Raw genomic sequence first — 22,602 nt, 5'->3', positions numbered from 1 at the left:
AGGTGGATTGAGTTGGTTAAATTTTATCTAGTAATTTTATTTATATTTTTTACACAAACTACGCATGCTGAGAAAAAAGAGGATAATTCTTGTAATTTAAATCAAAAATATAAATTAAGTGTGTTTGGTAAAAATGATGCTACATTTATATCGAATAATTGTGAGATATCACCTGATAATCAATATGTTGAAAGTTTTTTAATTATACAAAACAAAAAAATGAATCTTAATAGAGTTAAAGGTCGAGTAGGGAATGGTGAAGGCACTGAGTTAGTTGCAGTTAGTTTGTATAGAAAAAAAAGTAAGTTGCCAGTATTAATAACCTTATACTCAGAAACTTATTGTTGCTATCCTCAGCCTAGTGGAAAGCTATATACAGTTGATTTATATAATATTGTTAAAAATGGAAACAATATATCATTGAAGCCGATTACTGATATTTTGGGTGATAATAGTTCAGGGCTTGAAGGTGTTTCTGATGACTATATGCACTTTAAATTTAAAGATGTCGCTTCGATTAAGAAATGGCTGAATAAGAATTATAAATGAGATTCTTTATTGGATTGTTTTTTTTCAAACCTCTCTCCGCGTGGAACAAAACAAGAATGTAATGTTAAGCTTAATAATTTTTTTTGAAAAGCCATTGCAATATTATGTGGATAATTTTATTTTTTATTTGAGTGAGATGGGGAAGTTAAAAATGCAAGTTTAATATGAATAATAACTAGTTTTAGATGGTGGGTTAGTCAGATTTTTTCAACATGGTGAATATAAATGGTTTATTTTATAAATAGAGGAATCATCTTTTTTTTTCTTTTTAGTACATCCTTTACTTATGCAGAAAATAAAGTTAAATTGAATGAAAATCAATGCGTTGATTTAAGGGTCAATTATGAAAAGCTGGATTTGTATCTCAGTGATTGTGTTGAAAAAATAAATAAAATTGACACTATTGAGGTTCCTAACGATATAGCAAAAATAGAGTATTCTCTTTTTAATAAAAATAATTTATATATAGCATTTTCTTATGATGAGAACTATAGAAGTTTAGATAATAAATATAGTTATGTTAATAAGTATTTTTTGATTAATGCTTATGATTGTAATGAAAAAAATAATTGTAAATATAATTCTGCTTTGTCAAATTATTTTGGTAATGGTGGAGATGTGTTTGATCGGGAAAGAAAAGAATTAGTTTATAGGTATCCATATTCTAGAAGGGATCTTTTAATGAAAGAGTTAAGCTCTGATAGGTTTAATAATTGGATGAGTGGTAAAATAAAAAAAGGAAAAGTTGTGAGAAAAACATTTGTTAACGAAGTTAATAATGTTTCAACTGAAAATAATGGTTATTTAATAAAAGGTGATATTTTTGAAGTGGAAGATATTAGCTCTGGGTGGTTAAATGTTAAATATACAAGTAAAGTGGGGAAGATAACAAAAGGGTGGGTTAATTGTAAGGATACAAATATTTGTGATTAATTTTTTTTACAGTATTTTTTTTAATATTTTTTGTAGGAACATCATATGCTGAGAAAAAGAATGATAATTTATGTAATTTAAATCAAAAATATAAATTAAGTATATTCGGTAAGAATGATTTTATTATAATTAGCAAATCTTGTGATTATAATGATAAGCATTTTTTAGTGAATTTTTTAATTAAAGGGAAACAAAAAATATTTATTAATAAATACAGTGTGGATGGTGGGAAGTGGCCACAAAAGTTAGAAGCTGTAAGTATTTATAAACAAAAGAACAAAGCCCCTATTCTTATTACTTTACATACCCAGCGATGGGATACTCCTACAATAGGTGGAGTAACTTATTCAATTAACTTATATCAAATAATTAATAATAATGAAGGTGTGAAGTTGATAGATATTAGTAAGAATCTTGGTAATGATCAAAGTGGTTTGGATGGTATTTCAGATGAATATATGCATTTTAAATTTAAAGACATTGCTTCGATTAAGAAATGGTTGGATAAGAATTATAAATGAGAGTATTTATTGGGTTGTATTTGATATGGTTAACTATGTATGTCTATGCAGATAAAAATATTCTGACTTGTAAACCTGAAAGTACTGTTTTTAATGATATATTGAATTGTTATTTAATTGAATACAAAGAAAATGACAAAGAGCTAAACTCAGTTTATAAAAATAAAATATCTAAACTTTCCCAAGATGAAAAAGAAAAGTTAAAAACATCCCAAAGAAACTGGGTTAAGAAGAAAGAAAAGCTATGTATTGCAAATGAAGATGAATTTGGACGAGAAAGTCATTTTGAAGCTATAGCATGCCAAACTGAAATGACAAAAGAGCGTATTTCTTTTCTAAAAAGATATTGAATTTTCTATGAAATTTAATATTAATATGTGAATAATATGGAATTGTGAAATGAAAAAGAAATTTATGCATTTTCTGTTTATTTTAATATTTTTCTTCTGTTATAAGAATGCGTGGGCAAAAGAGCACTGTCATCTTCATGAAGAGATAGCGTTAAGTATTTTTAAGAAAAATGACTATAAATTATTTAATTATACGTGCTCATCGGAGCAAGGTGAGATCTTAAAAAATTATATTGGAAATTCAAAAAAGGAGATTCTTGTAAATGAATATTTTGATTTTGCTGCTAAAGAAAGTCCTCAGCTTTTAGCCGTTAGTGTCTATAGACCAAAAATAAAGAAAATCCCCTTACTTATAACTCTTCACACATCATATTATTGTTGTACCCCGCAAATAGAAGGTAGTTCTTATGAAGTTAATCTTTATCAGATAGATAAAAATATGAAGTTAACAGAATTAACAAGTCTACTAGGTGATGATTCAGAAGGTTTTGAAGGACAGGTAGAGGGGCGGGTTTATTATAAATTCAAAGACATTGCTTCGATTAAAAAATGGCTTGATAAAAATTATAAATAAGCGTCTTTATTGGATTGTTATCTATACGCATCGGCATTCATAAAGTTTTTATTTTCGATGAGTATTTTAAATAAAAAAACCGCCAATAAGATCCTCATTGGCGGTTTGGAAATCAAAAAACTGATTTATACATTAAAACGGAAGTGTAATACATCACCGTCTTGCACAATATAGGTTTTACCTTCTAAACGCCATTTACCTGCTTCTTTAGCACCGCTTTCACCGTTGTATTGAATGAAGTCATCATAAGCAACACATTCAGCACGGATAAAGCCTTTTTCGAAGTCAGTATGAATCACACCAGCCGCTTGTGGCGCAGTCGCACCGACCTTAACCGTCCAAGCACGAACTTCTTGTACGCCCGCAGTGAAGTAAGTTTGTAAGCCAAGTAAGCTATAACCTGCACGAATCACCACGTTTAAGCCTGGTTCTTCCATGCCCATCGCTTCCAAGAATTCTGCGCGGTCTTCATCTTCTAATAATGAAATCTCAGCTTCGATCTGGTTGCAAAGCGGTACAACAATCGCATTTTCTTCAGCAGCAAGTTTTTTTACCGCTTCAAGATGTGGGTTATTTTCAAAACCATCTTCTGCAACGTTCGCAATATACATGGTTGGTTTAAGTGTCATTAAACCAAAACCGCGAACCGCTTTACGTTCGTCATCCGAAAGGTCAGCCGCACGTGCTGGTTTACCTTCATCAAGTAAAGGTTGGATTTTTTCTAATACAGCTTTAGTTGCAAGTGCTTCTTTATCGCCACCTTTCGCCGCTTTAGTCAAACGTAACAATGCTTTGGCAACGGTATCAAGGTCAGCAAGTGCAAGTTCAGTGTTGATGGTCGCGATATCATCTAAAGGATCAATTTTACCATTTACGTGAATCACGTTTTCATCTTCGAAGCAACGAACCACGTGTGCAATTGCATCTGTTTCACGGATATTGGCAAGGAATTGGTTACCCAAGCCTTCACCTTTAGATGCACCAGCAACCAAACCTGCGATATCAACAAATTCCATTGTAGTCGGGATAACACGTTGCGGTTTAACAATCGCTGTAAGTTTGTCTAGGCGTGGATCTGGAACAGGGACAATGCCTGTGTTTGGTTCAATGGTACAGAACGGAAAGTTTTCAGCCGCAATCGCTGCCTTTGTTAATGCATTAAATAATGTAGATTTACCTACGTTTGGCAGACCAACAATACCGCAATTAAAACCCATGAAACCACTCACAAATGTGTTATTTAAAAATTGCTGCTGATTTTACATGAAAGCCATGACAAAGTCAGGTCATGGCGCGTGCGGATTTTTATTTCGGACTTAAACTTTGCGTTTATCCAGTTGTTTGGCAATATTATCGCCTGTGACTTGTACCAACATCACCAAGACAATCAGCACTAAAATTACCGCCAGCATCACTTGCATATCAAAACGTTGATAGCCGTAACGGTAAGCAATATCGCCCAAACCACCTGCACCAATCGCACCTGCGATGGCAGAGGAACTGATCATGGTCACAATAGTCACAGTAAAACCTGCAACTATCCCTGGCAAAGCTTCAGGAAGCAACACATGCCAAAGAATCTGTTTACGATTACAGCCCATCGCTTGTGCTGCTTCAATCAGACCTTGATCGACTTCACGTAGGCTGACTTCGGCAATACGAGCAAAGAACGGAATTGCGGCGATGGTTAAGGGCACAATCGCAGCCAATACCCCATAGCTGGTGCCGACGATCCAACGGGTAAATGGAATCAAAGCCACCATTAAAATCAGGAAGGGCACGGATCGAGTGATGTTAATCACCCAGCCCAAAGGCTGATTAATTTTCTTGGATGGGTAAATCCCAAAATCTGCGGTACTGACCAAAATCAAGGCAATCGGCAGACCAATCAAAAAGGCCAGAATCGCAGAGACACCGACCATGATTAAAGTATCGGTCGTACCTGTGAGTAACAGATCAATGAGTTGATTGTACATAACCGATCACCTCAAGTTGTGTTATTGCAGGATGTTTTTCAAAGTGGGGGTGAGTTAAATCAAATTCCGAAGAGGGAACCCCGATAATCAATGAGCCAATCGTACGTTGCTGAATGCTATTAATTTGGCTGTGGTAGATTTGAACAGGACGATTAAAGCCATTCAGCAATTCATATAAATCGGGAACGGCTTGCGATTCACTGACATATTTTAGCTTTAAAATCTGATGCGTACTCTCAGGCAGAATGGTTTGACTCAGTTCAAAAGGTAAATTTACCTGCTCAAAATTGAGTAATTCCTGAGTGATCTGTTGTTGCGGATCGGAAAATACCGACCAGACTTGCCCAGACTCGATAATCTCACCCTGATCAATCACGATCACCTGATCACAAATTTCTTGAATGACTTGCATCTCATGGGTGATCAAGACAATGGTTAAGCCCAAGTCTTGATTGATCTGTTTTAATAAGGACAGAATATTGGCGGTACTTTCAGGGTCCAGTGCTGAGGTGGCTTCATCACAGAGCAGGATCTCGGGCTGAGAAACCAAGGCACGGGCAATGCCCACACGTTGTTTCTGTCCCCCAGACAATTGAGCCGGGTAATCATTTCGCTTTGCTGCTAATTCAACCAGCGTCAGTACATCACTGACCCGTTGTTTAATTTCGGTCTTGTCATAACCAGCAATACGTAGCGGTAGCGCCACATTTTCCCATACGGTTTTTGCAGACATCAGATTAAAATGCTGAAAAATCATGCCAATCTTCTGTCGAGTTTTAATCAACTCGACATGGCTGAGTTCAGCAATATTTTGCTGATGAATCAAAATACTGCCTGTATCAATCGACTCCAGACCATTTAAGGTACGCAGCAGGGAGGATTTACCTGCACCACTTTTTCCGATAATCCCGACAATCTGTGCTTTAGGAATATCCACATTAATGTCTTTTAATGCATGTAAGCGTTGGCCCTGTACCTCATAAAACTTATTTAAACCACGGATTTTCAGATGTGGAACTGAAAAATCAACTTGTGAACCAAAACTCACCATCATTGTTCTCCTTATTTCCAGCCTGGGAACCACAACGTTGGACCAAAATCACTATCCAAGGCTGCTTTGACTTTCGGTGAGTTTTGATAAATCTCGACAAATTTCTGTAGTTTGCTGTCTTTATCCTGATAGTCATCACGCACCACAAATAAAATCGCATAACGCTTATTGGTATTGTCATCAAACAATAAGGCACTTTCAGGATCAGCTGTTTTGGCTAAACGTAGGTAATGTGGATAGCCAAACGCCAGATCAACATCATCAATGGCACGTGCAGTTTGTGGGCCTTCAACTTCGGTAAATTTCAGGTTCTTCGGATTTGCAGTAATGTCTTTCAGAGCAGAAAGGTGATTATTGCTGTCTTTCAGTTCAATCAGCTTGGCTTGTTGCAACAGCAATAAAGCACGACCTTGATTCACAGGATCATTCGGAATGGCAACTGTTGCACCATTTGGCAGTTCCTCAAAGCTTTTATATTTTTTTGAATACAGTCCGACATGCGATGCTGCACCTGCCGCAAATGACTTTAATTTAAACCCCGTTTCTTTAATGGCATTGTCCAAAAAGGGCTGATGTTGGAAAAAGTTTGCATCAATATCACCATGATTTAGTGTAATGTTCGGCGTATTCCAATCGGAAAACTCCACCAATTTGACATTTAAACCCTGCTGTTTGGCTTCATCCGCAGCGACTTGTAAGGGATGTGCAAAAGACGGACTAATCCCAATTACCAGTTCACTGCTGGTGTTCTGTCTTTGTTTATTCCAAATCAATAAGGCAATAATCGCAACAACAACGACAAGACCAATACCCAACCATTTTTTAGAGGCTGTTTGAGCCATATATTTCTCCAATTCTATTCTTAAATGTTTAAATGCTAAGCACTAATTTCTTCAATTGTTTTTAAGTCATGTGTGTTGTTCTGCGCTCTACATCGAAACTGATCGGCAGGATGGCTTGCAGCTAAATGATCCCCTTGGGCAAACAGTTTATTGCGTAATGAACCTGTGGCATATTCAGTTTTATAACGTCCACGTTGCTGTAACTCTGGAATCACCAAGCGAATAAAATCATGATGAGATTCAGGAGCAACGGTACGAGTCAGGTTAAAACCATCAATGCCAGTTTGATCAAGTAGCTCAATCAGATATTCCGCAACTTCTGTAGCACTCCCGACAATCAGCGGATAACGTCCACCCAAAACATGCTGTGCTTTTAAGTCATTCTTGCTGATGCGCTGTTCTTTAAACTTCTCATTGACTGAGGCAATGCTATTGCTCTTTTGATAAGGAATCGCTTCATCATCTGCAAACTTGGCAAGATCAATACCGACTGAGCTGGCATAATGCGCTAAACCTGCTTCAGGGCTGGCATATTGGCGATATTCAGCCAGTTTCTGTTGAGCAAGTTCATGTGTTTCAGCCACAACTACGGTAATGCCGACAAAGATTTTAATCGCATCTTTATCTCGACCTTGCTGTGTTGCTTGTAGTCGTATCTTATTGACTTGCTGACGAATTTTTTCAGGCTGATCACCACCAATAAAGATACATTCCGCATGACGTGTGGCAAACTGTAGTCCTTTCGGTGATGCACCTGCTTGGAAGAGTGTTGGGGTACGTTGAACCGAAGGCGCAACCTGAAACACCCCTTGGCTTTGGTAATATTGGCCTTGATGATTGATCGAGTGGACTTTATTTGGATCGGTAAAAATACGCTGTTGCTTATCTTTCTTTAAGGCGTCATTTTCCCAAGAGCCTTCCCAATATTGATAGCAAAGCTGTAAAAATTCCTCGGCCTGATCATAACGGGCATCGTGATCTTTTAGACCTTTTTGCCCAATCAAGCGTTCAGCACTGTCCAAATAGCCTGTGACAATATTCCAGCCCAAACGACCTTGAGTTAAATGATCGAGACTGGCAAATCGCCGTGCAAATTGATAGGGCTGTTCATAGCTCAAATTGACGGTGACACCAAAGCTTAAATTTTGTGTGACTAAGGCCATTGCCGAAATCAGGGTCGATGGATCATGGCTCGGTAGTTGAATGGACTCTTTGAGGGTCAGATCAATCCCATTCTGATAGACATCATAAACCCCTGTAATATCCGCCAAAAATAAACCATCAAATAGACCTTGCTCTAGCGTTTGGGCTAACTCAGTCCAATAACTCAGTTCATTAAAGCGATGTGATTGATCACGAGGGTGCGTCCACAAACCATGATTGATATGACCGACACAATTCATATCAAAGGCATTCAGTAAAATTTTCTTCGGGAGATTTTGACCCATTACAATGTCCCCCGACGCGGTGGCAGAATGCCATTCAACACATAATTACCGATGAAGTAATATTTCCAACGTGCAGCATCGTGCAGGGTATGAACCCGTGCATTACGCCAATGTCGATCCAGTCCATCGGCACGTTGACTGCCACGACTACCTGCCAACTCAATCAGTTTTGATGAGGCTTTTAATGCTGTTTCGGTACTATGCGCACGCACTTTGGCGACATCAATTGAGGCTTTGGCTAAGGTCTCTGCATTGAGGTCCTGTTTGGCGATATCTACAGATCGAGCTGCTTGTTTGAGAAGTAATTCGCTGGCTTTAACATCGGTTGCCACACGACCCAGCTCTGATAGGGTCAACGGATCTTGCGTCGCAGATTCAATATTGGCATCAATCCAAGGACGCGCCACACGCACACGTTCCAGTGTTTCTTCAAAGGCAGCACGGGCAATGCCGACTTCAATCGCTGCATGCATGATCTGGGCAAAGGGGCCAACTAAAGACAGTTGCTTAAAGGCAGTATCAAAAGGAATCACATCCTCTTTGGCAACAAAGACCTGATTAAACTTAACTGTACCGCTGCCCGTGGTGCGTTGCCCAAAACCAGACCAGTCATCAATCAGTTCTAAGCCTTGGCTGTCGCGTTGTACAAAAGCCAGAAACTCATTGCCCGTTTCATCAACCACTAAAGTAGGAATACGATGTGCAAACAGGCTACCCGTGCAATAAAACTTTTCTCCTTGAATCAGATAGCCTTTCTCATTTGGAATCAATGTTGTTTGCTTATGGGCAGATGTGCGGGTTTTAAATTCAGCCAGCGCATTACCAAAGCGTGCACCTTGTAAGACTTCTTGATAGAGACGTTTCTTTTGCGCTTCTGTGCCTGTATTACGCAATACTTCCAATGCATAGAAGTGATTTTGTGGAATTTGTCCAATCGAACCATCCGCACCGCTAAACAGCGCAATGACTTTGGCAACAGTGAGGCTGGAAACCTCTGCACCACCATATTGTTTAGGTACGGTAATCGCCCATAAACCAGACTGGCTATAGCTTTCGATTTCAGTAAATGGCAAGTTTCGATTGGCATCGCGTTCAACTGCTGCTTGTTTAAACTGTTGGCTGAGTTGCGTGGCAATGTCCAGTGCTTCTGCATCACTTTGGATAATATGCGCTGCTTTAATATGGGTTTTGGCAAAACCTTGTAATTCTTGGTATGAGGTCATGATGTGCTCCTTAAATCCAAGCATGGCGGGCAGGGTGCGTACCATTGAGGTAATAGTCACCGATGGCATGGAATTTCCAACGCACAGGATCATGTAAGGTATGTACACGGGCATTGCGCCAGTGTTGATCAAGATTATGTTGGCTCAGGCTGGCACGGCTGCCACCAAGTTCGAGTAGCTTCTCTGAGATATGCAGGGCAGCATCATTGGCATAAATTTTTGCTTCTGCTACTAAAATAGAAGCGCGCGCGGCTTGCTCGGCAGAAATCTCAGCGATTTGATCAAGTTCATCCAGATATTCGGCAGCATCATCCAGCAATAAAATCGCTGCATCGAGCAGGATATTCAGTTTGCCAACTTCTTGTAAGGTGTAATGTTCTTCACTGGCTTTTTCTACGCCTGCATCAATAATGGGACGTGCTTTACGAATGCTGGATAAGGTGTCGTCAAAAGCTGCTTCGGCAATGCCAACATCAATGGCAACCTGCAAAAGTTGAGAATACGCACCGCGAACATTTGGGGTGTCGGCAATAATGCGCTCATCAAAAAATAGTGCAGGATCAACAACGACGTTGTGTAGTTTTACCGTTCCACTGGCTGTAGTACGTTGACCAAAGCCATTCCAGTCATTAATCACTTCAACGCCTTCGGCATGACGCTCAACCAGAGTCAATACGGTATAACCATCTGGATGTAAGGCTCGAATCGCTAACCAATCCGCAAAGCTGGTGCCAGTCGAGTAAAATTTTTCCCCGTTTAAAAAGTATTGACCATTTTCTAACCTTAATGTGGTTTGAATGGCTTTGGTATCTTTGGAGTTTTTTTCTGGCCCACCATTGGCAATGCGTTTGCCTGCCAAAATTTCAGTATAGACAAACTGTTTTTGTACATCTGAACCGGTGATATTGATAAAATTTAAAAGACCAAACTGGTTTTGTGGAATTTGTCCGACATTGGCATCGGCTTTCGTTAAAATACGAAACACATGTGCCAAGGTCTTATTGGAGACAAAAGCACCCCCATATTGTTGTGGTATACGGATTCCGCCAAGGCCTTTTTGGCTAAACTGGATGATTTGTTCTGTCGGCAGAATCCGATTTTGATCACGATGATTGCGATCTTCTAATGCAAAGTCAGCAACTTGATAGGCAGCATTGATGGCCTGCTGATCATTTGAAATCAGTTGTGTTTGAGCTTGGATCACTGATTGATTACTGGACATGTGAGCACCTCTAATAGATAAGAGATACTTTACAAAAGTTTTACTTTTCCACTAAACCATCAGTTATGCCTTATATATCACAATAATTTCTAAGCATTTATTATGAGAAAAATAACAGAAAAGTAGATAATAAATACTAATTAAAAAACATAAGCTTAGAGTTCTTGGTTCTTTGTTAACCTATGCGAAAAGTCTTTTTCTATGAAGTAATGGAATAATCTCACCACGAATATTTATAAAGCAAACTCGCCGAAATTATAGAAGATCGAGCAAAAAGGACATTGTATTGATTCACTTTTACTTCTACAGTAGGGAAAACCTTATGTTTGATCGAGTAGAAAAATAAATTTGGAGAGTCTATGCGGGTTTTATACCAATTTCCTTTGTCTCACTATTGTGAAAAAGCTCGCTGGTTGCTAGATCATAAGGAATTGGACTATGTGGCACATAATTTAATTCCTGGTTTTCACCGTGCTTTTACCTATCTAAAATCTGGGCAATACTTATTGCCAATGTTGAAAGATGGTAAACACTGGATTGCCGATTCAACGCAAATCGCCTTATATCTGGATAGCACCTATCCAGAGCATGCTTTATTGAGACGTGATGAACAGTTACGTGAGCAAGCCTTAGAAATTGACAAGTTAGCTGATGAACTTGGTGTCCATGTGCGTCGTTGGTCATTGGCGCATGCATTGTCAGTGGGTGACCATCCGCTTGAAATCATGATGGGTGAGCAAGGTTATTTACGCCAGTTTGAAAAAATTTCTAAGCCGATCTTAAAAAGCTTAGTTTCGACCAACTATAAGTTGAATCCTGAGCAAGTGACCGAGTCTAAGCTCAGAATGACTGAGTTGATTACGGATCTGAACCAGCGTTTGATTGATAATCAAGGACGTTATATGGTCGGTGATCGTCTGGGTTTGGCCGATATCGCGGTCTGTGCAATTCTTGCGCCTTTATTGGTGATTAAAGGGACACCGTGGGAATTGGAAAATGATGATATTGAGCAGTTTAACGGCGAACTAAAACAATATTATGATTATTTATCTGATCTGCCGATTGGACAATATGTACAGCGCATTTACGCCACTGAACGAAATGCACGAGTCGATTGGCGTGGTTTATAAATAAGTTGTTTTAGAAAAGCCCTGATTGCTTAATTGGGGCTTTTTTTATGGGAAAGAAAACAGAAAAATGACCGATAAAGTAAAAAATTATCGGTGAATAAAATTAATTTTTAAAAGAAAATTCGTTTTAAGCTGAAAATATTAGAAATTATTGCCAAATTTACTTTAAAAAAACTGAAAAGAGGGAAATAATTATAAAAAGGCTTTGCTATCTTATGTTTCAGGGTGTGATGGGGATCGAAACGAGTTGTTCAACAATTGGGAGATCAGTTGAACAGTTGCTCAAAAGGTCTTGTTTCGGCTTTGAGACAGAGATAAACCAAAAGTTTATCGGAATCATGTTTGCGTTATCCATGCAGCATCGTCAAAAGTTAAACGAATGTTTTCCCTTGACCCTTAAAAATTACTGAGTGCGCAGTTCCGATAAAAACATAAATTCAGAGTGAGAACTGTAGAATGGAATTAGATCGTTTTGATAAACAAATTCTGGAAATTTTGACCCATGAGGATGTCAATCTGAATGAGCTTTCAGAGCGTATTAATCTTTCAGTGAGTTCAGTACATCGTCGCATTAAAAACTTGATTGAATCGCAAGTGATGGGGCAACTGAAACGAGAAATTAATTTTAATAAATTGGGTTTTAGCTTACATATTCTTTTACAGGTTTCATTGAGCAAACACGATAGCGAAACCTTTGATAAATTTCTGCAAGAAATCGAAGATATTCCAGAAGTCACCAATGCCTTTCTTGTGACAGGGCAGAGTGCCGATTTTATTTTGGAATTAGTGGCACGCAATATGGATGACTATAGTGAAATTCTATTACGCCGTATTGGTAAAATTGACAGTGTCGTTGCACTACATTCAAGCTTCGTGATCAAAGAATATAATGTCTTTAACTGCTATAAGCTTTTAAATAAGCTATAAAAAATGCATCTAAAAAGATGCATTTTTTACTGATCTAAATGAATTAAGCATCAAGTTGCGTTAATACATCTTCAGAGAATTCAACGTTGGTATAAACGTTTTGAACATCATCAAGATCTTCAAGCATATCAATCATTTTCATGATTTGTTTAGCTTGATCGATATCGTTGATTTCAGCTTTAGTCGATGGGCTCATCACAACTTCAGCATTGTCAGATTTTAAACCTGCAGCTGTAAGTGCATCTTGGACATCACCAAAGCTTTCTGGGCTGGTAATCACCAAGATACTATCTTCGTCGATCTCGATATCATCAGCACCCGCTTCTAAAGCAACTTCCATGACTTTGTCTTCTAAAGAAACATCTTCAAAAGAAATTTCACCACGCTTGGTGAATAGGTAAGCCACCGAACCATTGGTTCCCAAATTACCATTGGTTTTAGAGAAGCAATGGCGAACATCTGGAACAGTACGGTTTAAGTTATCGGTCATGGTTTCAACGATAACCGCAACGCCACCCACGCCATAACCTTCATAGGTAACTTCTTTTAAATCATCATTGTCTTCACCACCTGCACCACGCTGGATTGCACGGTTGATGGTGTCACGTGTCATATTCACAGAAAGTGCTTTTTCAACAACAGCACGTAAACGTGGGTTGCTTGCAGCATCTGGCCCGCCTAAACGTGCAGCGGTTACGATTTCACGGATGTATTTAGTAAAAACTTTACCGCGACTGGCATCTTGTTTAGCTTTACGATGCTTAATATTGGCCCATTTAGAATGACCCGCCATGGAAGTAACTCCAAAAAATAAAACTTAAAAAAAGTGCAGGAATATTAGCATAGCGATGGTTTTGTTGAAAACTAGCATCACTCATATTCAAACTGTAAAATCTTGATCAAGCATCAAAGATTGATCAAATAAACTAAATGCTTTAGCTAATTTTTACGTCGATATCGTATTCCGCATAGAGCGCTTTGATTTTTTCCAGATCTTGTTGTAGATCGGATGGATAAATTTTCCCTAAAATACCACCTTGTTTGGTACGGGCATTAGCATACATCAAAATGATTGGCACATTGGCTGCTTTGGCAATATGCCAAAAACCCGTACGAATTGCTTTGCGTTCTTCACCATCTTTGGCGCGTGTTGCTTCAGGCGCAATCACCAGATTAAAGCTGGCATTTTGGTTAAATAGTTCAACCATTTGCGTCACGATATCTTTATTGGCTTTGCGATCAACAGGGATGCCTCCCAAGCGTTCCAAAATCGGTTTTAATGGTCCTTTAAATAATTCTTTTTTGATTAAGGTATGAATTTTTAACTCTAAAATTTCGAATAAAGCGAGGGAGAGGATGGTATCTAAGTTGGAGGTATGCTCGAAGCCGATAATGACTTGTTTCTTTTCTAAAATGGCTGGATCAACCTTGTATTCCCAACCTGTTGCTTTAAAAATAGATTTTCCTAAAAATTTTTTCATGTTTATCATCATAGGCTTTGAGTCGCAGCAGTGTAATACGACTTTTCAGGAAAATACATATCCGAAAATACCAGATCAAAATAAATTTAGATGTCTTATTAATGATCAAAATAGTGCAATATGATCTTTACTCAAGCTGTAAAGATCATATAGAATCAGCGCAGTTTATGATTTTTAACATTATTTTAGTAATTTGATAAAATCATCTGCTTGTAATTTAAGTTAAATTTTACTAAGATCAGGCAGCATTCATCATATACATAATATGATTCAAGTTTAGGGCCTATAGCTCAGTTGGTTAGAGCAGCGGACTCATAATCCGTTGGTCCCGTGTTCAAGTCACGGTGGGCCCACCATATAAAACAACCACTTAGGTGTACTAATCCTAAGTGGTTTTTTAATATCTAAATTTATGTCAGCATGATGTAAGAAATATTCATCAAGAATCAAGCGTATTGCATGTTGAATATAAAGTTTAAGAATATTATTAAGTCACCCCCCCTAAATCTAGAACGAAACCCATTTCATATAATCATTACGTTTTAGATACTTTTTTATTTTGTTTATTTCGACTTTATTTGCTAAATTACACTTTTTGATTTAATAGATTATTCAAGTGAATAATATCTTAGCTTTCACCATGATGTTATGTTTATTCGGGTGTGAGAGTTTTGATAGTCATAAGAGCAATGACTCTAATATTATAAACAATTTTGATCATCACTTAACCGAAAATGCTGATCAAAATCATGAGCATAATTCACTGAATAGCGATTCTTCGGTTCAGAATAAAGAGATGAATATTAATAAGGAAAAATTAATCGAGTCGTGTAAAAAGTTAATCATCTCAAATGTATTAAAGAACAATACAATTAGCTTCAATAAGAATATAGGAAGCAATTACTACATAAATAAAAATACTGGAGACGTTTATTTATATTTAGAGTTTTGTGCTGAAAATGAGGCGGGGAATGCACAAGAATTTAAAGGAAAATGTATATTTTTTATAGATGGACAAACGCAGATTACGATATCTGAATGAATAGCTGCGCATTGACGGAGAGAAGGATTCATTGGGGCTCTTTTTTGGGTGCAGAATTCATTTCATGTCGGATGGTGCTAACATTCTCGTAAATCACTTTACGTAATCTATTGACGGCACCTAATGGTCTATGCGCGGGTAAGGAGTGCCAAGGTGTAAATGAAAGATTTTCACAAAATGCATTTTGTTCAGGTGTATCAAAAACCTGTTGAGGAATATGAATTGTTGCAACTTGAAAAAAAGGGGCTTGAGACTCTTTCCATTCCGTCATCGAGTCTTCAATGTGCATTTTATTGGATGTACGCGGTTGGATCAGAAACACCATACATGCATCATCTTTTGCTAAACTATTTCGAAGCGCTACTCTTAAAAAATCATGAGTTGGGTTGTTTGGTCGGGTTGTTAAGTTTTGGGTGCAAGGCTTTGCTGAGTATTTAACAGCTTGGCGGTCGTTACCCAGTCCTAATTGATAAGGTGTCATTGACCAATAACGGGCTTGTAGTGGATTGGCAATTTTTGAGTTACTTGCTTTAAACGCATTCATAGTCCCTTGAAAGCCGAGAGCAAAAGGGATTCGTAATTTTTTGAGCGTACTTTCGCTATTTACATTTTCGATAAAAGATAAATATCGATGAGCTTCATTCACAAAAAATACAGGGTAGTTGATCATAATAAAATCTTGCGTCATCGCTTGATCATCGTTTTCCATGATCTTTTTCCCAGGTACGCCGAGAATTTTTATCGCCATACCTCGTGCATCTTTCTTATCGTCTGCTTGCGTGGCATCTCTCGAAGCATTGGAAAAACGAATCCATGCGGAATATGTTTTATCAGGTATAAAAATGCCTTGAGCTAAATTTGTTGGTAATGATTTTGAAACATGGAATTCTGCCCAGACGCAGCCATGAGCTTTGGGGTGCGCATCTCTTTGTGCATGACCTAATACGTATTGTTGGCGGATAGATTGCCCAATAGATTCAGATATTTGTTGAGCAAATTGTTTTTCATTAGGTTGAAGCTTTTCACCTAAAACAGTGTCTATCACTGGATATGGGATGTTCTTTGTTGTGGCTAGAATTGCTGGTTTTTGCTGATCGTAAGCACAGCCACTCATATTTAGTAAGAGTGGGCTAAGTAGGAGCAATACATTAAAGCGTGACTTAAGATTTCGCATTTATTTGCTCCTTCACTTTACTGATTTAATGAATAACCAGAGTCAGCATGGGATGATGGCCTATGATTAGTTATCTAATTGATATTATCCTAAAGTCATTCGATGCGTTTTCCAAAATGGGCTATTTAACCATCTCTGCTCTTGTTGATATAGCGCAGATCGACGGCTTTCATAGGTTTTAATAATTTGATTGACTTCAGTAGAATACTGATGGGTGATTTGTTTATTCTGTTCAAATTGTACAATCGTTTCGGCAGCTTTCATGGCTGTATAAATTGCATTAAATAAACCTTGTCCTGCAATGGGATCAAAGGCCAATAATGCATCACCACATGCAATCCAACCTTCACCAAAACTCTGTTTTAACCAACTACTGCGTGCATCATGGCAAAACACATTCTTTCCAAAGGTGATATTGGTAAAGAGCTCAGTTATTGTTGTATTTTTTCGAATAATTTCGTCCCAATGGACTGGGTCATTGTGCAATTTCGCGGCTATCTTAGGCGTAGTATGATAACCAATCACCCAATTTTGTGCTGAAATCTTACCTGCATAGTACCAGCCATGCTGATTTGCAGAGATGATGGTTTTATTGAGTAAACTGTTTTTTTCGGGGATAAAGGTACGATAGAGTGCAACTAAGGGCATACCGCGGTGGCGCTGGATTCCCAAGAGATGAATGATTTTAGCACTGCGACCAGTTGCATCAACGACCCATTTTGTAGCGATGGATTCACCCGTTTCTAAAGTGATGTTCCAGATATTTTGATCTCTTTTTAAATTTAAAATGTGACTATAGATCTTTTGAATACCTTCGATATCAGCATGCTGGGTTAAAAGTGCATCGAATTTTTGCCGATCAATACGGAGTCCACAACCATAAGGGTCATATAAGGCATCCGTGACTAGTGCTGAGTCACTGCCCCAAAAAGACATATTCCCAGCTACGCGAGATGAGTTGTTCTGGTGAGTAGACTGAGTATTTAGTAAAGAATCAGTGACGGATTGTAGGCCAAGCTTATTTAATAATCGGATTGCCGATCCAGGCAAGGTTTCACCAAATTTATGTATTGTATGATTCGGGCTATCGATAATCATGACTGATAACCCTGCACATGCAAGCTGTCTAGCTATGATGATGCCAGCAGGTCCTTGACCTGCTACACATACATCTACGGTGAATTTATTCATACTAGCGCTTCTGTACACGTACAGAGCGGAATGCTAATAACTGTTCATGACTTGACCAGCCTGCTTTTTCCAGATTGGTTAGTGGTTCAATCTTACTTGTTAATAAATGGGTTGCGTGTTCCGCCGCAGTTTTTAATTGGCCCGCAATTAAAGTTTCTACATAGAGATATTCAGGAATATCAGGGTCATCTTGTAAGCCTGCACGAACTTCAACAATACCCAACTCATTAAAACGTTCAATCATTCGATGCATGACTTCAGCCGTATTGGCATCTTGGATTGCTCTTAACCAACTTTGTCTTTGATTAAAGGCGGCAATACGTTCTTCTCGAGGAAGCGTAGTGTTGATCACTTTCTGGTAATCTTGTTCAGTCAAAACGTGGTTTGGAACACGTGCAGCCCAGAATGTTGGAAGATAGGGATCAAAATCTGGATCATAGCCAGAACGACAGAATGCTGTATCGCCTTGCCATGGAATCGCCATCCAACGTGTAATACTGCCTGCTCGCTGTGCATATAAGGGACCATCAACTTGCTGAACTTTGACTGGTGTCATGGTAGCACCATAGTCTGGTTCGGGATCATTATCATCACGTAAGCGGATTCTAAACGGTGAACTGTACATACTGGCATGACGCATTGGCCAAGTCATCTCACAGCCTGGATGGAAAGTATCAGCCAGACAATAGTGCAAGGCTGCTTGATCTAAGCTGCGTGGTTGATCAGATAGTGGAACTTGATCTAGAGATGACGGCGCTTCAATTTTTTCATTAGACCAGTCGTCAACAAAATTGCCTTCAGCCCAACGACGGAGCAGTCCTTCCTGTAGCCCCGTCATGGTCAGCATATTTCCGGTTCCATTTTCTGAAAAACTACCAAACGCATCTCCGTAAATCCAAGGCCAGATATGTGGCCACTGTACAGGTTCAGCCACTATTGGCTTTGATGGTCTGAAACTATGGAAGATAGCACGGCGTAATTCGGTGTAGGGATCTGCTCCTGTTTTATCTTTGGGTTGATATGAAAGCTTAGCAAGCAATATTGGATTGTTAAAATCCATTGGGCAGCCTTTACCAAAGTATGCAGCAAAACCTTTATTGACCCATTGTAAACCGCCTAAACGTTTTAAAAGTGGCCATATATCTTTGGTAAATGATGGCTTTTCAGGCATGACCATCCAACCTGAATTGACATAGACATCACACATCAAATCGTACATGGTACGCCAATTTACCACATCTGGTGCATAGTTCGGCGGAGCGACCACCACCCAAGCGGATTCAACGGGGATTGCCAGACCATGAATCGAAACGGTTGCAGTCACTGGACCATCTGAGGTGTCATCATACCAGTCATCCGCATTATTAAAACTAGGTGGATGATCTGGATCATAGACAGCAGCATGGGTTGGTGATGCGGATTGACCATGTCCACCCAAAAAGATGAGACGACCATTTTCATCGGTTTGAATTTCCCCTAAAGGAACGGTAACAGGCTGTTCGGCAGCAGCCTGAAAGGTACCTGTATCAAAACGATATTCTGCACCACCTGCAACATTACGACCCCGAATACTGCGTGGTCCAGGATCAATGGCAAGTTTGTGACGTTGTGGGGATTTAACTTTCTCGTTACGCAGCGTAAATGCATTATCTACTGCATTTACGGCTTCTGGAATATCAAGCGCGTACTGGAACTGATACCATTCAGCTTTGCGATTGGCGACATGAACGGTCCAGATAATATCAGCATTGTCTGGATTAAGCTCTCGAACCACTTCTCCAGCAGCATTGTAACCATAGATACGAAAACGGGCAGCTTGCCGCTTAATCGCACCTGTCTTATCTCGATAATGATTCGGTTGTTGAGTTAGGTTCGCAGGTGCATCTACCACTTCAGGGCCAATAAAAAACTCATTTTCGCTATTGCCCACACGTGCAATTCCAATCGCTGGATGAATAGCGGCTCGAACAATCGTGCTATCAATACATGCAGCAGGTGAAATAATAGGGCGGGGTGTATCAGGCTCTCCTAGAGGTACGCCGTTTACATTACGTCTTAATTCAGCCGAAGCTGCGTATACCACACGTCGCGCCTCTGCAATTGAACCTACGGGAGTATGTTCTGCAGTGACACGCCAAATATTCATGGATAAATTTTCACCATACTGGGCTTGCCCACGTGCAGCAATATCTTGAATAGGAATCACAATATCAGCGACATGAATTGGCGGGCTTAGATCTTCTGGCCAGACTACGGTCGCTTCATCAAGTGGCATCCGCTCAGGGTCTGTTCTAAGCTGAACCATAAAACGAAAACGAGCTGCTGAGGTTTTTAATCTCGAAATGAGATCATTGGCCAAATAAGATGGATCATTTGGTGAGTGGATGGGCGGATCAAGATAAAAGTCTGGTTCTAATTTGTATTTCACATATTCATTTTGACCGAATTGAAAGGGTAAACCACTCCAATACGGGGAAGATAAAACACTGGCAACGGGTTTTGCCATCGCATCCAGCAAGTCAGAAGTTTTTGGATGCGCTTTTAGATAAGGATCATAATCACCGTCGACTACACCAGCTTTGGTAAATTCACACATATCTTTTGCAGTATCGACAAAAAAAGCATCAAAATTCTGCAGGAGGAAATCGAAGGTGCTTGCATCAGGATTCCCCAGTATTTTTGCCCCCTCTACATCAAAGAGTTTGATCCCAATACCAAGCGTAGATTTAAAATCTGTATTTGTGGGGGTGGTATCTGATGAAAAGCGAATCCAAGTAGGATAACGTTTACCTAAATTGGAAAATAATCCAACACGTAACTTTTCAGGTAAATCACTGCGAATAATGAACTCAGCCGCGGCGATCCCATGTGGTTTCAGAAATACAGGGCGCATAGCAGGGCATTGGCCTTTGCCGATTCTTCCAGCTTGTACCATATCTACAAACATGGCTTTTAGCGAAGCAATTGGGTCCAGCGAGCAATCTACACAAGCAGTATTGTTTGTCGAATCGGATTTTAAATGATCCATTATTTGTCCTTATTATTTTAAAGTGTTTTTATTTTCATCAACTAAGAAATTATAGAAAATATTTTCCCTGGTCAATATGTGTTCGCCAGAATGTATGAAATAATTAAGTGCGCTATTTTTATTAAACTGTTTTTTTAATTTTACTTATAGGTTGTTTTTTATTCAGGCGATAAAATTAAATAAGTTGTATTGATGTTAATTAAAACTAAACTGCAGTTTAGTTTTTTTAGTATTATGATGGAATCAAAATTTAGATAAAATATGTGAACTAATCTAGTTTAATGTTAATTAGTTCACATCTTTCCATATATTCTATTAACTAGTAGTAACTTGCAATAAGTACAGCATTCTTTTGATCTGGAAACTGCTCAAAGCTAATCTCAGTCATCATATTCTTTTGGGGTGAAGGACTTAAATCACTCAAGGAAATCGATTGAGTTTCAACCTTTTGACGTAACGTGTTCAATTGCTGACATTCATTGGTTTGAAGCTGTTGCGAGCATGTATCCTCTACAATACTTCCATTCAACTGGATTGTGCTGGCAGCATAACTGACCGAAGCAAATGCCATTAATGATAAAAGTAGGGCAGATTTATAGATATTTTTATACATGATTATTGCCTTTTATAAATGTATTAAGTATTAATTAACATGACTTTTATTATTAAGGCAATATTAAAATTAAATATTATTAAAATAGTTATTTAAAGTGTGATGCATTTAGGGTTTTATTTTAAAATTGATAATTAATATATTTATTTAAATTTGTTAATTGCATCACATATTTTTATTTTAATGAGAAATTAAAAAACTGACTGGTTTGGTATGTATTATCTACTTGCTATCTTCTATTTTAAAATTCAAATACGGAACTTAGGTCTAAAATTACAATTGGAAATTATTCGATTTCTATTTTTTAGATAAGAAAGCCTAATCGTGTGATTAGGCTTTTGACTTTATACAATACAGGTTAAATGACATTACCACAGATGTCTGTTGTGCCTTGAGGGTAGCTGAATTGCAGAGCGTTTCGGTCAGTGATCAGCTCAGATGATAGTTCTTGTCCATCAAGATAATTGGAATATATTGCAATGTTACTAGAAATGTTAAAACTCAGGTTTTTAAGTGCTTCAGGTAAAGTAGATTGATAGCCTTGATCAACGCCATTGAGTATAAATCCAATCTGTTTTGTTGATTGATTGATATAGATACCTAAACGTTGATAATTATTTGTACTACTCGTAATTTTGTTTCTTTGATAGTGACCGACTGTGGTTGGCCCACTCCCGTCACTTAATTGGTATCTTAGCGAATTGAATAAAATAGGTGGATTTTCCCCAAAGTCTGGATCATATGTACCAGACTGGAAGCCAAAATCTGATTGAATTGCATAGCCGTTATCTGTGATGCCTCTGATCCAGAATGAAGAGGTGTATGACGAGTCACCTGTGGGTGGTGGTGTTGGAATTTTTAGCTGCATTTCAAATGCAATAGTGCCTGTTGTAGGTAGAGGGAAATCACCATTATCGTTTGTTGGTTCCAATGCAGTTTTACTGGTTGCAACGTAATTAATGTAAGCTTCTTCTTCGACAGGCGTGGAGCTAACAATGAAACCGAACTTTTGACCATTGATTTCAGGAAATTGTGTGGCTGGGATATATCCTGGGTTTTGTAGGTTCCATGCCTCATAGTCTTGTTGTGTTGCATCGAAGTTATATTGGCATGTTTGTGCTTGGCTAGAACTACGTAAGCTAAAGTTGCTGGATGTGGTAGTTGTTGATTGAGTATTGGCATTATTTTGCGAACTGTTCTGATTGTCACCACAGCCGAGCAAGGCTAGGCTAAGTGCAAATATACTCAGTTTTTTCATTTGATTGTTCCTCTGGTGTGTTGTTTGCGGTTTATTATCGAAATTAAGAAAGGCGTCTTTTTAATAAAT

At 38.5% G+C, this 22,602-nt stretch carries 22 protein-coding genes and 1 tRNA gene; 9 read left to right on the top strand and 14 right to left on the bottom strand.

Translation table 11 applies throughout. The annotated features are described in order from the left end of the window. Positions 1–12: 12 nt before the first annotated feature. The 5 genes from NG55_RS06685 to NG55_RS20995 all read left to right on the top strand — a co-directional run bounded on the left by NG55_RS06685 (position 13) and on the right by NG55_RS20995 (position 2,927). A complete protein-coding gene (locus NG55_RS06685; protein WP_141669886.1) occupies positions 13–549 on the top strand; it encodes a hypothetical protein in 537 nt (178 codons plus the stop codon). A gap of 225 nt (positions 550–774) precedes the next feature. Further along, positions 775–1,482, top strand: coding sequence for a hypothetical protein (locus NG55_RS06680; RefSeq protein ID WP_065342787.1), 708 nt, complete (start codon positions 775–777; stop codon positions 1,480–1,482). A 167-nt stretch (positions 1,483–1,649) separates the two neighbouring features. After that, on the top strand, positions 1,650–2,003 hold the full coding sequence (locus NG55_RS06675; protein WP_081408972.1) for a hypothetical protein: 354 nt from the start codon (positions 1,650–1,652) through the stop codon (positions 2,001–2,003). Then, positions 2,000–2,353 carry a lysozyme inhibitor LprI family protein gene (locus tag NG55_RS06670; protein WP_065342785.1) on the top strand — a complete coding sequence of 118 codons (354 nt, stop codon included), beginning with the start codon at positions 2,000–2,002 and terminating at the stop codon, positions 2,351–2,353. The genes NG55_RS06675 and NG55_RS06670 overlap by 4 nt, the downstream gene beginning before the upstream one ends. A 49-nt stretch (positions 2,354–2,402) precedes the next feature. After that, the gene (locus tag NG55_RS20995) at positions 2,403–2,927 is read left to right on the top strand and encodes a hypothetical protein (RefSeq protein WP_065342784.1); all 525 of its coding nucleotides are present in this window, start codon (positions 2,403–2,405) and stop codon (positions 2,925–2,927) included. A 125-nt stretch (positions 2,928–3,052) separates the two neighbouring features. Here the strand turns inward: NG55_RS20995 and ychF are convergent, their stop codons facing one another. The 7 genes from ychF to NG55_RS06630 form a co-directional block, all read right to left on the bottom strand. Further along, positions 3,053–4,144 carry a redox-regulated ATPase YchF gene (gene ychF / locus NG55_RS06660; protein ID WP_005271118.1) on the bottom strand — a complete coding sequence of 364 codons (1,092 nt, stop codon included), beginning with the start codon at positions 4,142–4,144 and terminating at the stop codon, positions 3,053–3,055. A 99-nt stretch (positions 4,145–4,243) separates the two neighbouring features. Beyond that, the gene (locus tag NG55_RS06655) at positions 4,244–4,903 is read right to left on the bottom strand and encodes a methionine ABC transporter permease (protein WP_005062303.1); all 660 of its coding nucleotides are present in this window, start codon (positions 4,901–4,903) and stop codon (positions 4,244–4,246) included. Further along, a complete protein-coding gene (locus tag NG55_RS06650; protein ID WP_065342783.1) occupies positions 4,884–5,954 on the bottom strand; it encodes a methionine ABC transporter ATP-binding protein in 1,071 nt (356 codons plus the stop codon). Before NG55_RS06650 ends, NG55_RS06655 begins: the two co-directional genes overlap by 20 nt. An 11-nt stretch (positions 5,955–5,965) precedes the next feature. Continuing rightward, positions 5,966–6,796: a MetQ/NlpA family ABC transporter substrate-binding protein gene (locus NG55_RS06645; RefSeq protein ID WP_065342782.1), complete on the bottom strand. Its 831-nt coding sequence runs from the start codon at positions 6,794–6,796 to the stop codon at positions 5,966–5,968. 35 nt (positions 6,797–6,831) lie between these two features. Further along, positions 6,832–8,244, bottom strand: a complete 1,413-nt coding sequence (locus NG55_RS06640; RefSeq protein WP_065342781.1) for an LLM class flavin-dependent oxidoreductase — start codon at positions 8,242–8,244, stop codon at positions 6,832–6,834. Beyond that, positions 8,244–9,467: an SfnB family sulfur acquisition oxidoreductase gene (locus NG55_RS06635; protein WP_016543288.1), complete on the bottom strand. Its 1,224-nt coding sequence runs from the start codon at positions 9,465–9,467 to the stop codon at positions 8,244–8,246. Before NG55_RS06635 ends, NG55_RS06640 begins: the two co-directional genes overlap by 1 nt. A gap of 10 nt (positions 9,468–9,477) precedes the next feature. Then, complete coding sequence (locus NG55_RS06630) at positions 9,478–10,689, bottom strand: SfnB family sulfur acquisition oxidoreductase (protein WP_023269977.1); 1,212 nt, start codon at positions 10,687–10,689, stop codon at positions 9,478–9,480. Between the two features lie 359 nt (positions 10,690–11,048). Here NG55_RS06630 and NG55_RS06625 point away from each other — a divergent pair, with 359 nt between their 5' ends. Both NG55_RS06625 and NG55_RS06620 read left to right on the top strand, forming a co-directional pair. Beyond that, a complete protein-coding gene (locus tag NG55_RS06625) occupies positions 11,049–11,819 on the top strand; it encodes a glutathione S-transferase family protein (RefSeq protein WP_065342780.1) in 771 nt (256 codons plus the stop codon). A 456-nt stretch (positions 11,820–12,275) separates the two neighbouring features. Next, complete coding sequence (locus tag NG55_RS06620; protein WP_004661600.1) at positions 12,276–12,746, top strand: Lrp/AsnC family transcriptional regulator; 471 nt, start codon at positions 12,276–12,278, stop codon at positions 12,744–12,746. Positions 12,747–12,789: 43 nt separating this feature from the next. Here the strand turns inward: NG55_RS06620 and NG55_RS06615 are convergent, their stop codons facing one another. Both NG55_RS06615 and NG55_RS06610 read right to left on the bottom strand, forming a co-directional pair. Beyond that, positions 12,790–13,539 (bottom strand): YebC/PmpR family DNA-binding transcriptional regulator, encoded by a 750-nt coding sequence (locus tag NG55_RS06615; protein WP_004653079.1) that lies wholly within the window; start codon positions 13,537–13,539, stop codon positions 12,790–12,792. Positions 13,540–13,681: 142 nt separating this feature from the next. Then, entirely contained in the window at positions 13,682–14,227 is a 546-nt protein-coding gene (locus NG55_RS06610; protein WP_016543291.1) for a 1-acyl-sn-glycerol-3-phosphate acyltransferase, read from the bottom strand. A gap of 279 nt (positions 14,228–14,506) precedes the next feature. Here NG55_RS06610 and NG55_RS06605 point away from each other — a divergent pair. Both NG55_RS06605 and NG55_RS06600 read left to right on the top strand, forming a co-directional pair. Next, a tRNA-Ile gene (locus tag NG55_RS06605) sits at positions 14,507–14,583 on the top strand. 284 nt (positions 14,584–14,867) lie between these two features. Beyond that, positions 14,868–15,269, top strand: a complete 402-nt coding sequence (locus NG55_RS06600; protein ID WP_065343056.1) for a hypothetical protein — start codon at positions 14,868–14,870, stop codon at positions 15,267–15,269. Between the two features lie 28 nt (positions 15,270–15,297). Here the strand turns inward: NG55_RS06600 and NG55_RS06595 are convergent, their stop codons facing one another. From NG55_RS06595 to NG55_RS06575, 5 genes are all read right to left on the bottom strand, one after another. Further along, positions 15,298–16,443 carry a catalase family protein gene (locus NG55_RS06595; protein WP_065342779.1) on the bottom strand — a complete coding sequence of 382 codons (1,146 nt, stop codon included), beginning with the start codon at positions 16,441–16,443 and terminating at the stop codon, positions 15,298–15,300. Between the two features lie 84 nt (positions 16,444–16,527). Next, positions 16,528–17,634 (bottom strand): FAD-dependent monooxygenase, encoded by a 1,107-nt coding sequence (locus NG55_RS06590; protein WP_065342778.1) that lies wholly within the window; start codon positions 17,632–17,634, stop codon positions 16,528–16,530. Position 17,635: 1 nt separating this feature from the next. Next, entirely contained in the window at positions 17,636–20,662 is a 3,027-nt protein-coding gene (locus NG55_RS06585) for a LodA/GoxA family CTQ-dependent oxidase (protein WP_065342777.1), read from the bottom strand. Between the two features lie 319 nt (positions 20,663–20,981). Continuing rightward, complete coding sequence (locus NG55_RS06580) at positions 20,982–21,275, bottom strand: hypothetical protein (RefSeq protein ID WP_065342776.1); 294 nt, start codon at positions 21,273–21,275, stop codon at positions 20,982–20,984. Positions 21,276–21,633: 358 nt separating this feature from the next. Then, positions 21,634–22,533, bottom strand: a complete 900-nt coding sequence (locus NG55_RS06575; protein ID WP_065342775.1) for a DUF4882 family protein — start codon at positions 22,531–22,533, stop codon at positions 21,634–21,636. Between the last annotated feature and the right edge of the window lie 69 nt (positions 22,534–22,602).

Origin of the sequence: Acinetobacter gyllenbergii (genome assembly GCF_001682515.1) — a bacterium.
GTDB lineage: Bacteria > Pseudomonadota > Gammaproteobacteria > Pseudomonadales > Moraxellaceae > Acinetobacter > Acinetobacter gyllenbergii.
Note: the sequence above shows the minus strand (reverse complement) of the source record. Positions and strands in the feature narration are given on the sequence as shown.

Excerpts from the sequence above, each read along its gene's own strand:
- NG55_RS06640 (WP_065342781.1), bottom strand. The coding sequence starts at position 8,244 with ATGGGTCAAAATCTCCCGAAGAAAATTTTACTGAATGCCTTTGATATG.
- NG55_RS06585 (WP_065342777.1), bottom strand. The coding sequence starts at position 20,662 with ATGGATCATTTAAAATCCGATTCGACAAACAATACTGCTTGTGTAGAT.
- NG55_RS06615 (WP_004653079.1), bottom strand. The coding sequence starts at position 13,539 with ATGGCGGGTCATTCTAAATGGGCCAATATTAAGCATCGTAAAGCTAAA.
- NG55_RS06650 (WP_065342783.1), bottom strand. The coding sequence starts at position 5,954 with ATGGTGAGTTTTGGTTCACAAGTTGATTTTTCAGTTCCACATCTGAAA.
- NG55_RS06625 (WP_065342780.1), top strand. The coding sequence starts at position 11,049 with ATGCGGGTTTTATACCAATTTCCTTTGTCTCACTATTGTGAAAAAGCT.
- NG55_RS06655 (WP_005062303.1), bottom strand. The coding sequence starts at position 4,903 with ATGTACAATCAACTCATTGATCTGTTACTCACAGGTACGACCGATACT.
- NG55_RS06670 (WP_065342785.1), top strand. The coding sequence starts at position 2,000 with ATGAGAGTATTTATTGGGTTGTATTTGATATGGTTAACTATGTATGTC.
- NG55_RS06630 (WP_023269977.1), bottom strand. The coding sequence starts at position 10,689 with ATGTCCAGTAATCAATCAGTGATCCAAGCTCAAACACAACTGATTTCA.
- NG55_RS20995 (WP_065342784.1), top strand. The coding sequence starts at position 2,403 with ATGAAAAAGAAATTTATGCATTTTCTGTTTATTTTAATATTTTTCTTC.
- ychF (WP_005271118.1), bottom strand. The coding sequence starts at position 4,144 with ATGGGTTTTAATTGCGGTATTGTTGGTCTGCCAAACGTAGGTAAATCT.
- NG55_RS06620 (WP_004661600.1), top strand. The coding sequence starts at position 12,276 with ATGGAATTAGATCGTTTTGATAAACAAATTCTGGAAATTTTGACCCAT.
- NG55_RS06575 (WP_065342775.1), bottom strand. The coding sequence starts at position 22,533 with ATGAAAAAACTGAGTATATTTGCACTTAGCCTAGCCTTGCTCGGCTGT.
- NG55_RS06595 (WP_065342779.1), bottom strand. The coding sequence starts at position 16,443 with ATGCGAAATCTTAAGTCACGCTTTAATGTATTGCTCCTACTTAGCCCA.
- NG55_RS06610 (WP_016543291.1), bottom strand. The coding sequence starts at position 14,227 with ATGAAAAAATTTTTAGGAAAATCTATTTTTAAAGCAACAGGTTGGGAA.
- NG55_RS06635 (WP_016543288.1), bottom strand. The coding sequence starts at position 9,467 with ATGACCTCATACCAAGAATTACAAGGTTTTGCCAAAACCCATATTAAA.
- NG55_RS06590 (WP_065342778.1), bottom strand. The coding sequence starts at position 17,634 with ATGAATAAATTCACCGTAGATGTATGTGTAGCAGGTCAAGGACCTGCT.
- NG55_RS06645 (WP_065342782.1), bottom strand. The coding sequence starts at position 6,796 with ATGGCTCAAACAGCCTCTAAAAAATGGTTGGGTATTGGTCTTGTCGTT.
- NG55_RS06580 (WP_065342776.1), bottom strand. The coding sequence starts at position 21,275 with ATGTATAAAAATATCTATAAATCTGCCCTACTTTTATCATTAATGGCA.
- NG55_RS06680 (WP_065342787.1), top strand. The coding sequence starts at position 775 with ATGGTTTATTTTATAAATAGAGGAATCATCTTTTTTTTTCTTTTTAGT.
- NG55_RS06600 (WP_065343056.1), top strand. The coding sequence starts at position 14,868 with ATGATGTTATGTTTATTCGGGTGTGAGAGTTTTGATAGTCATAAGAGC.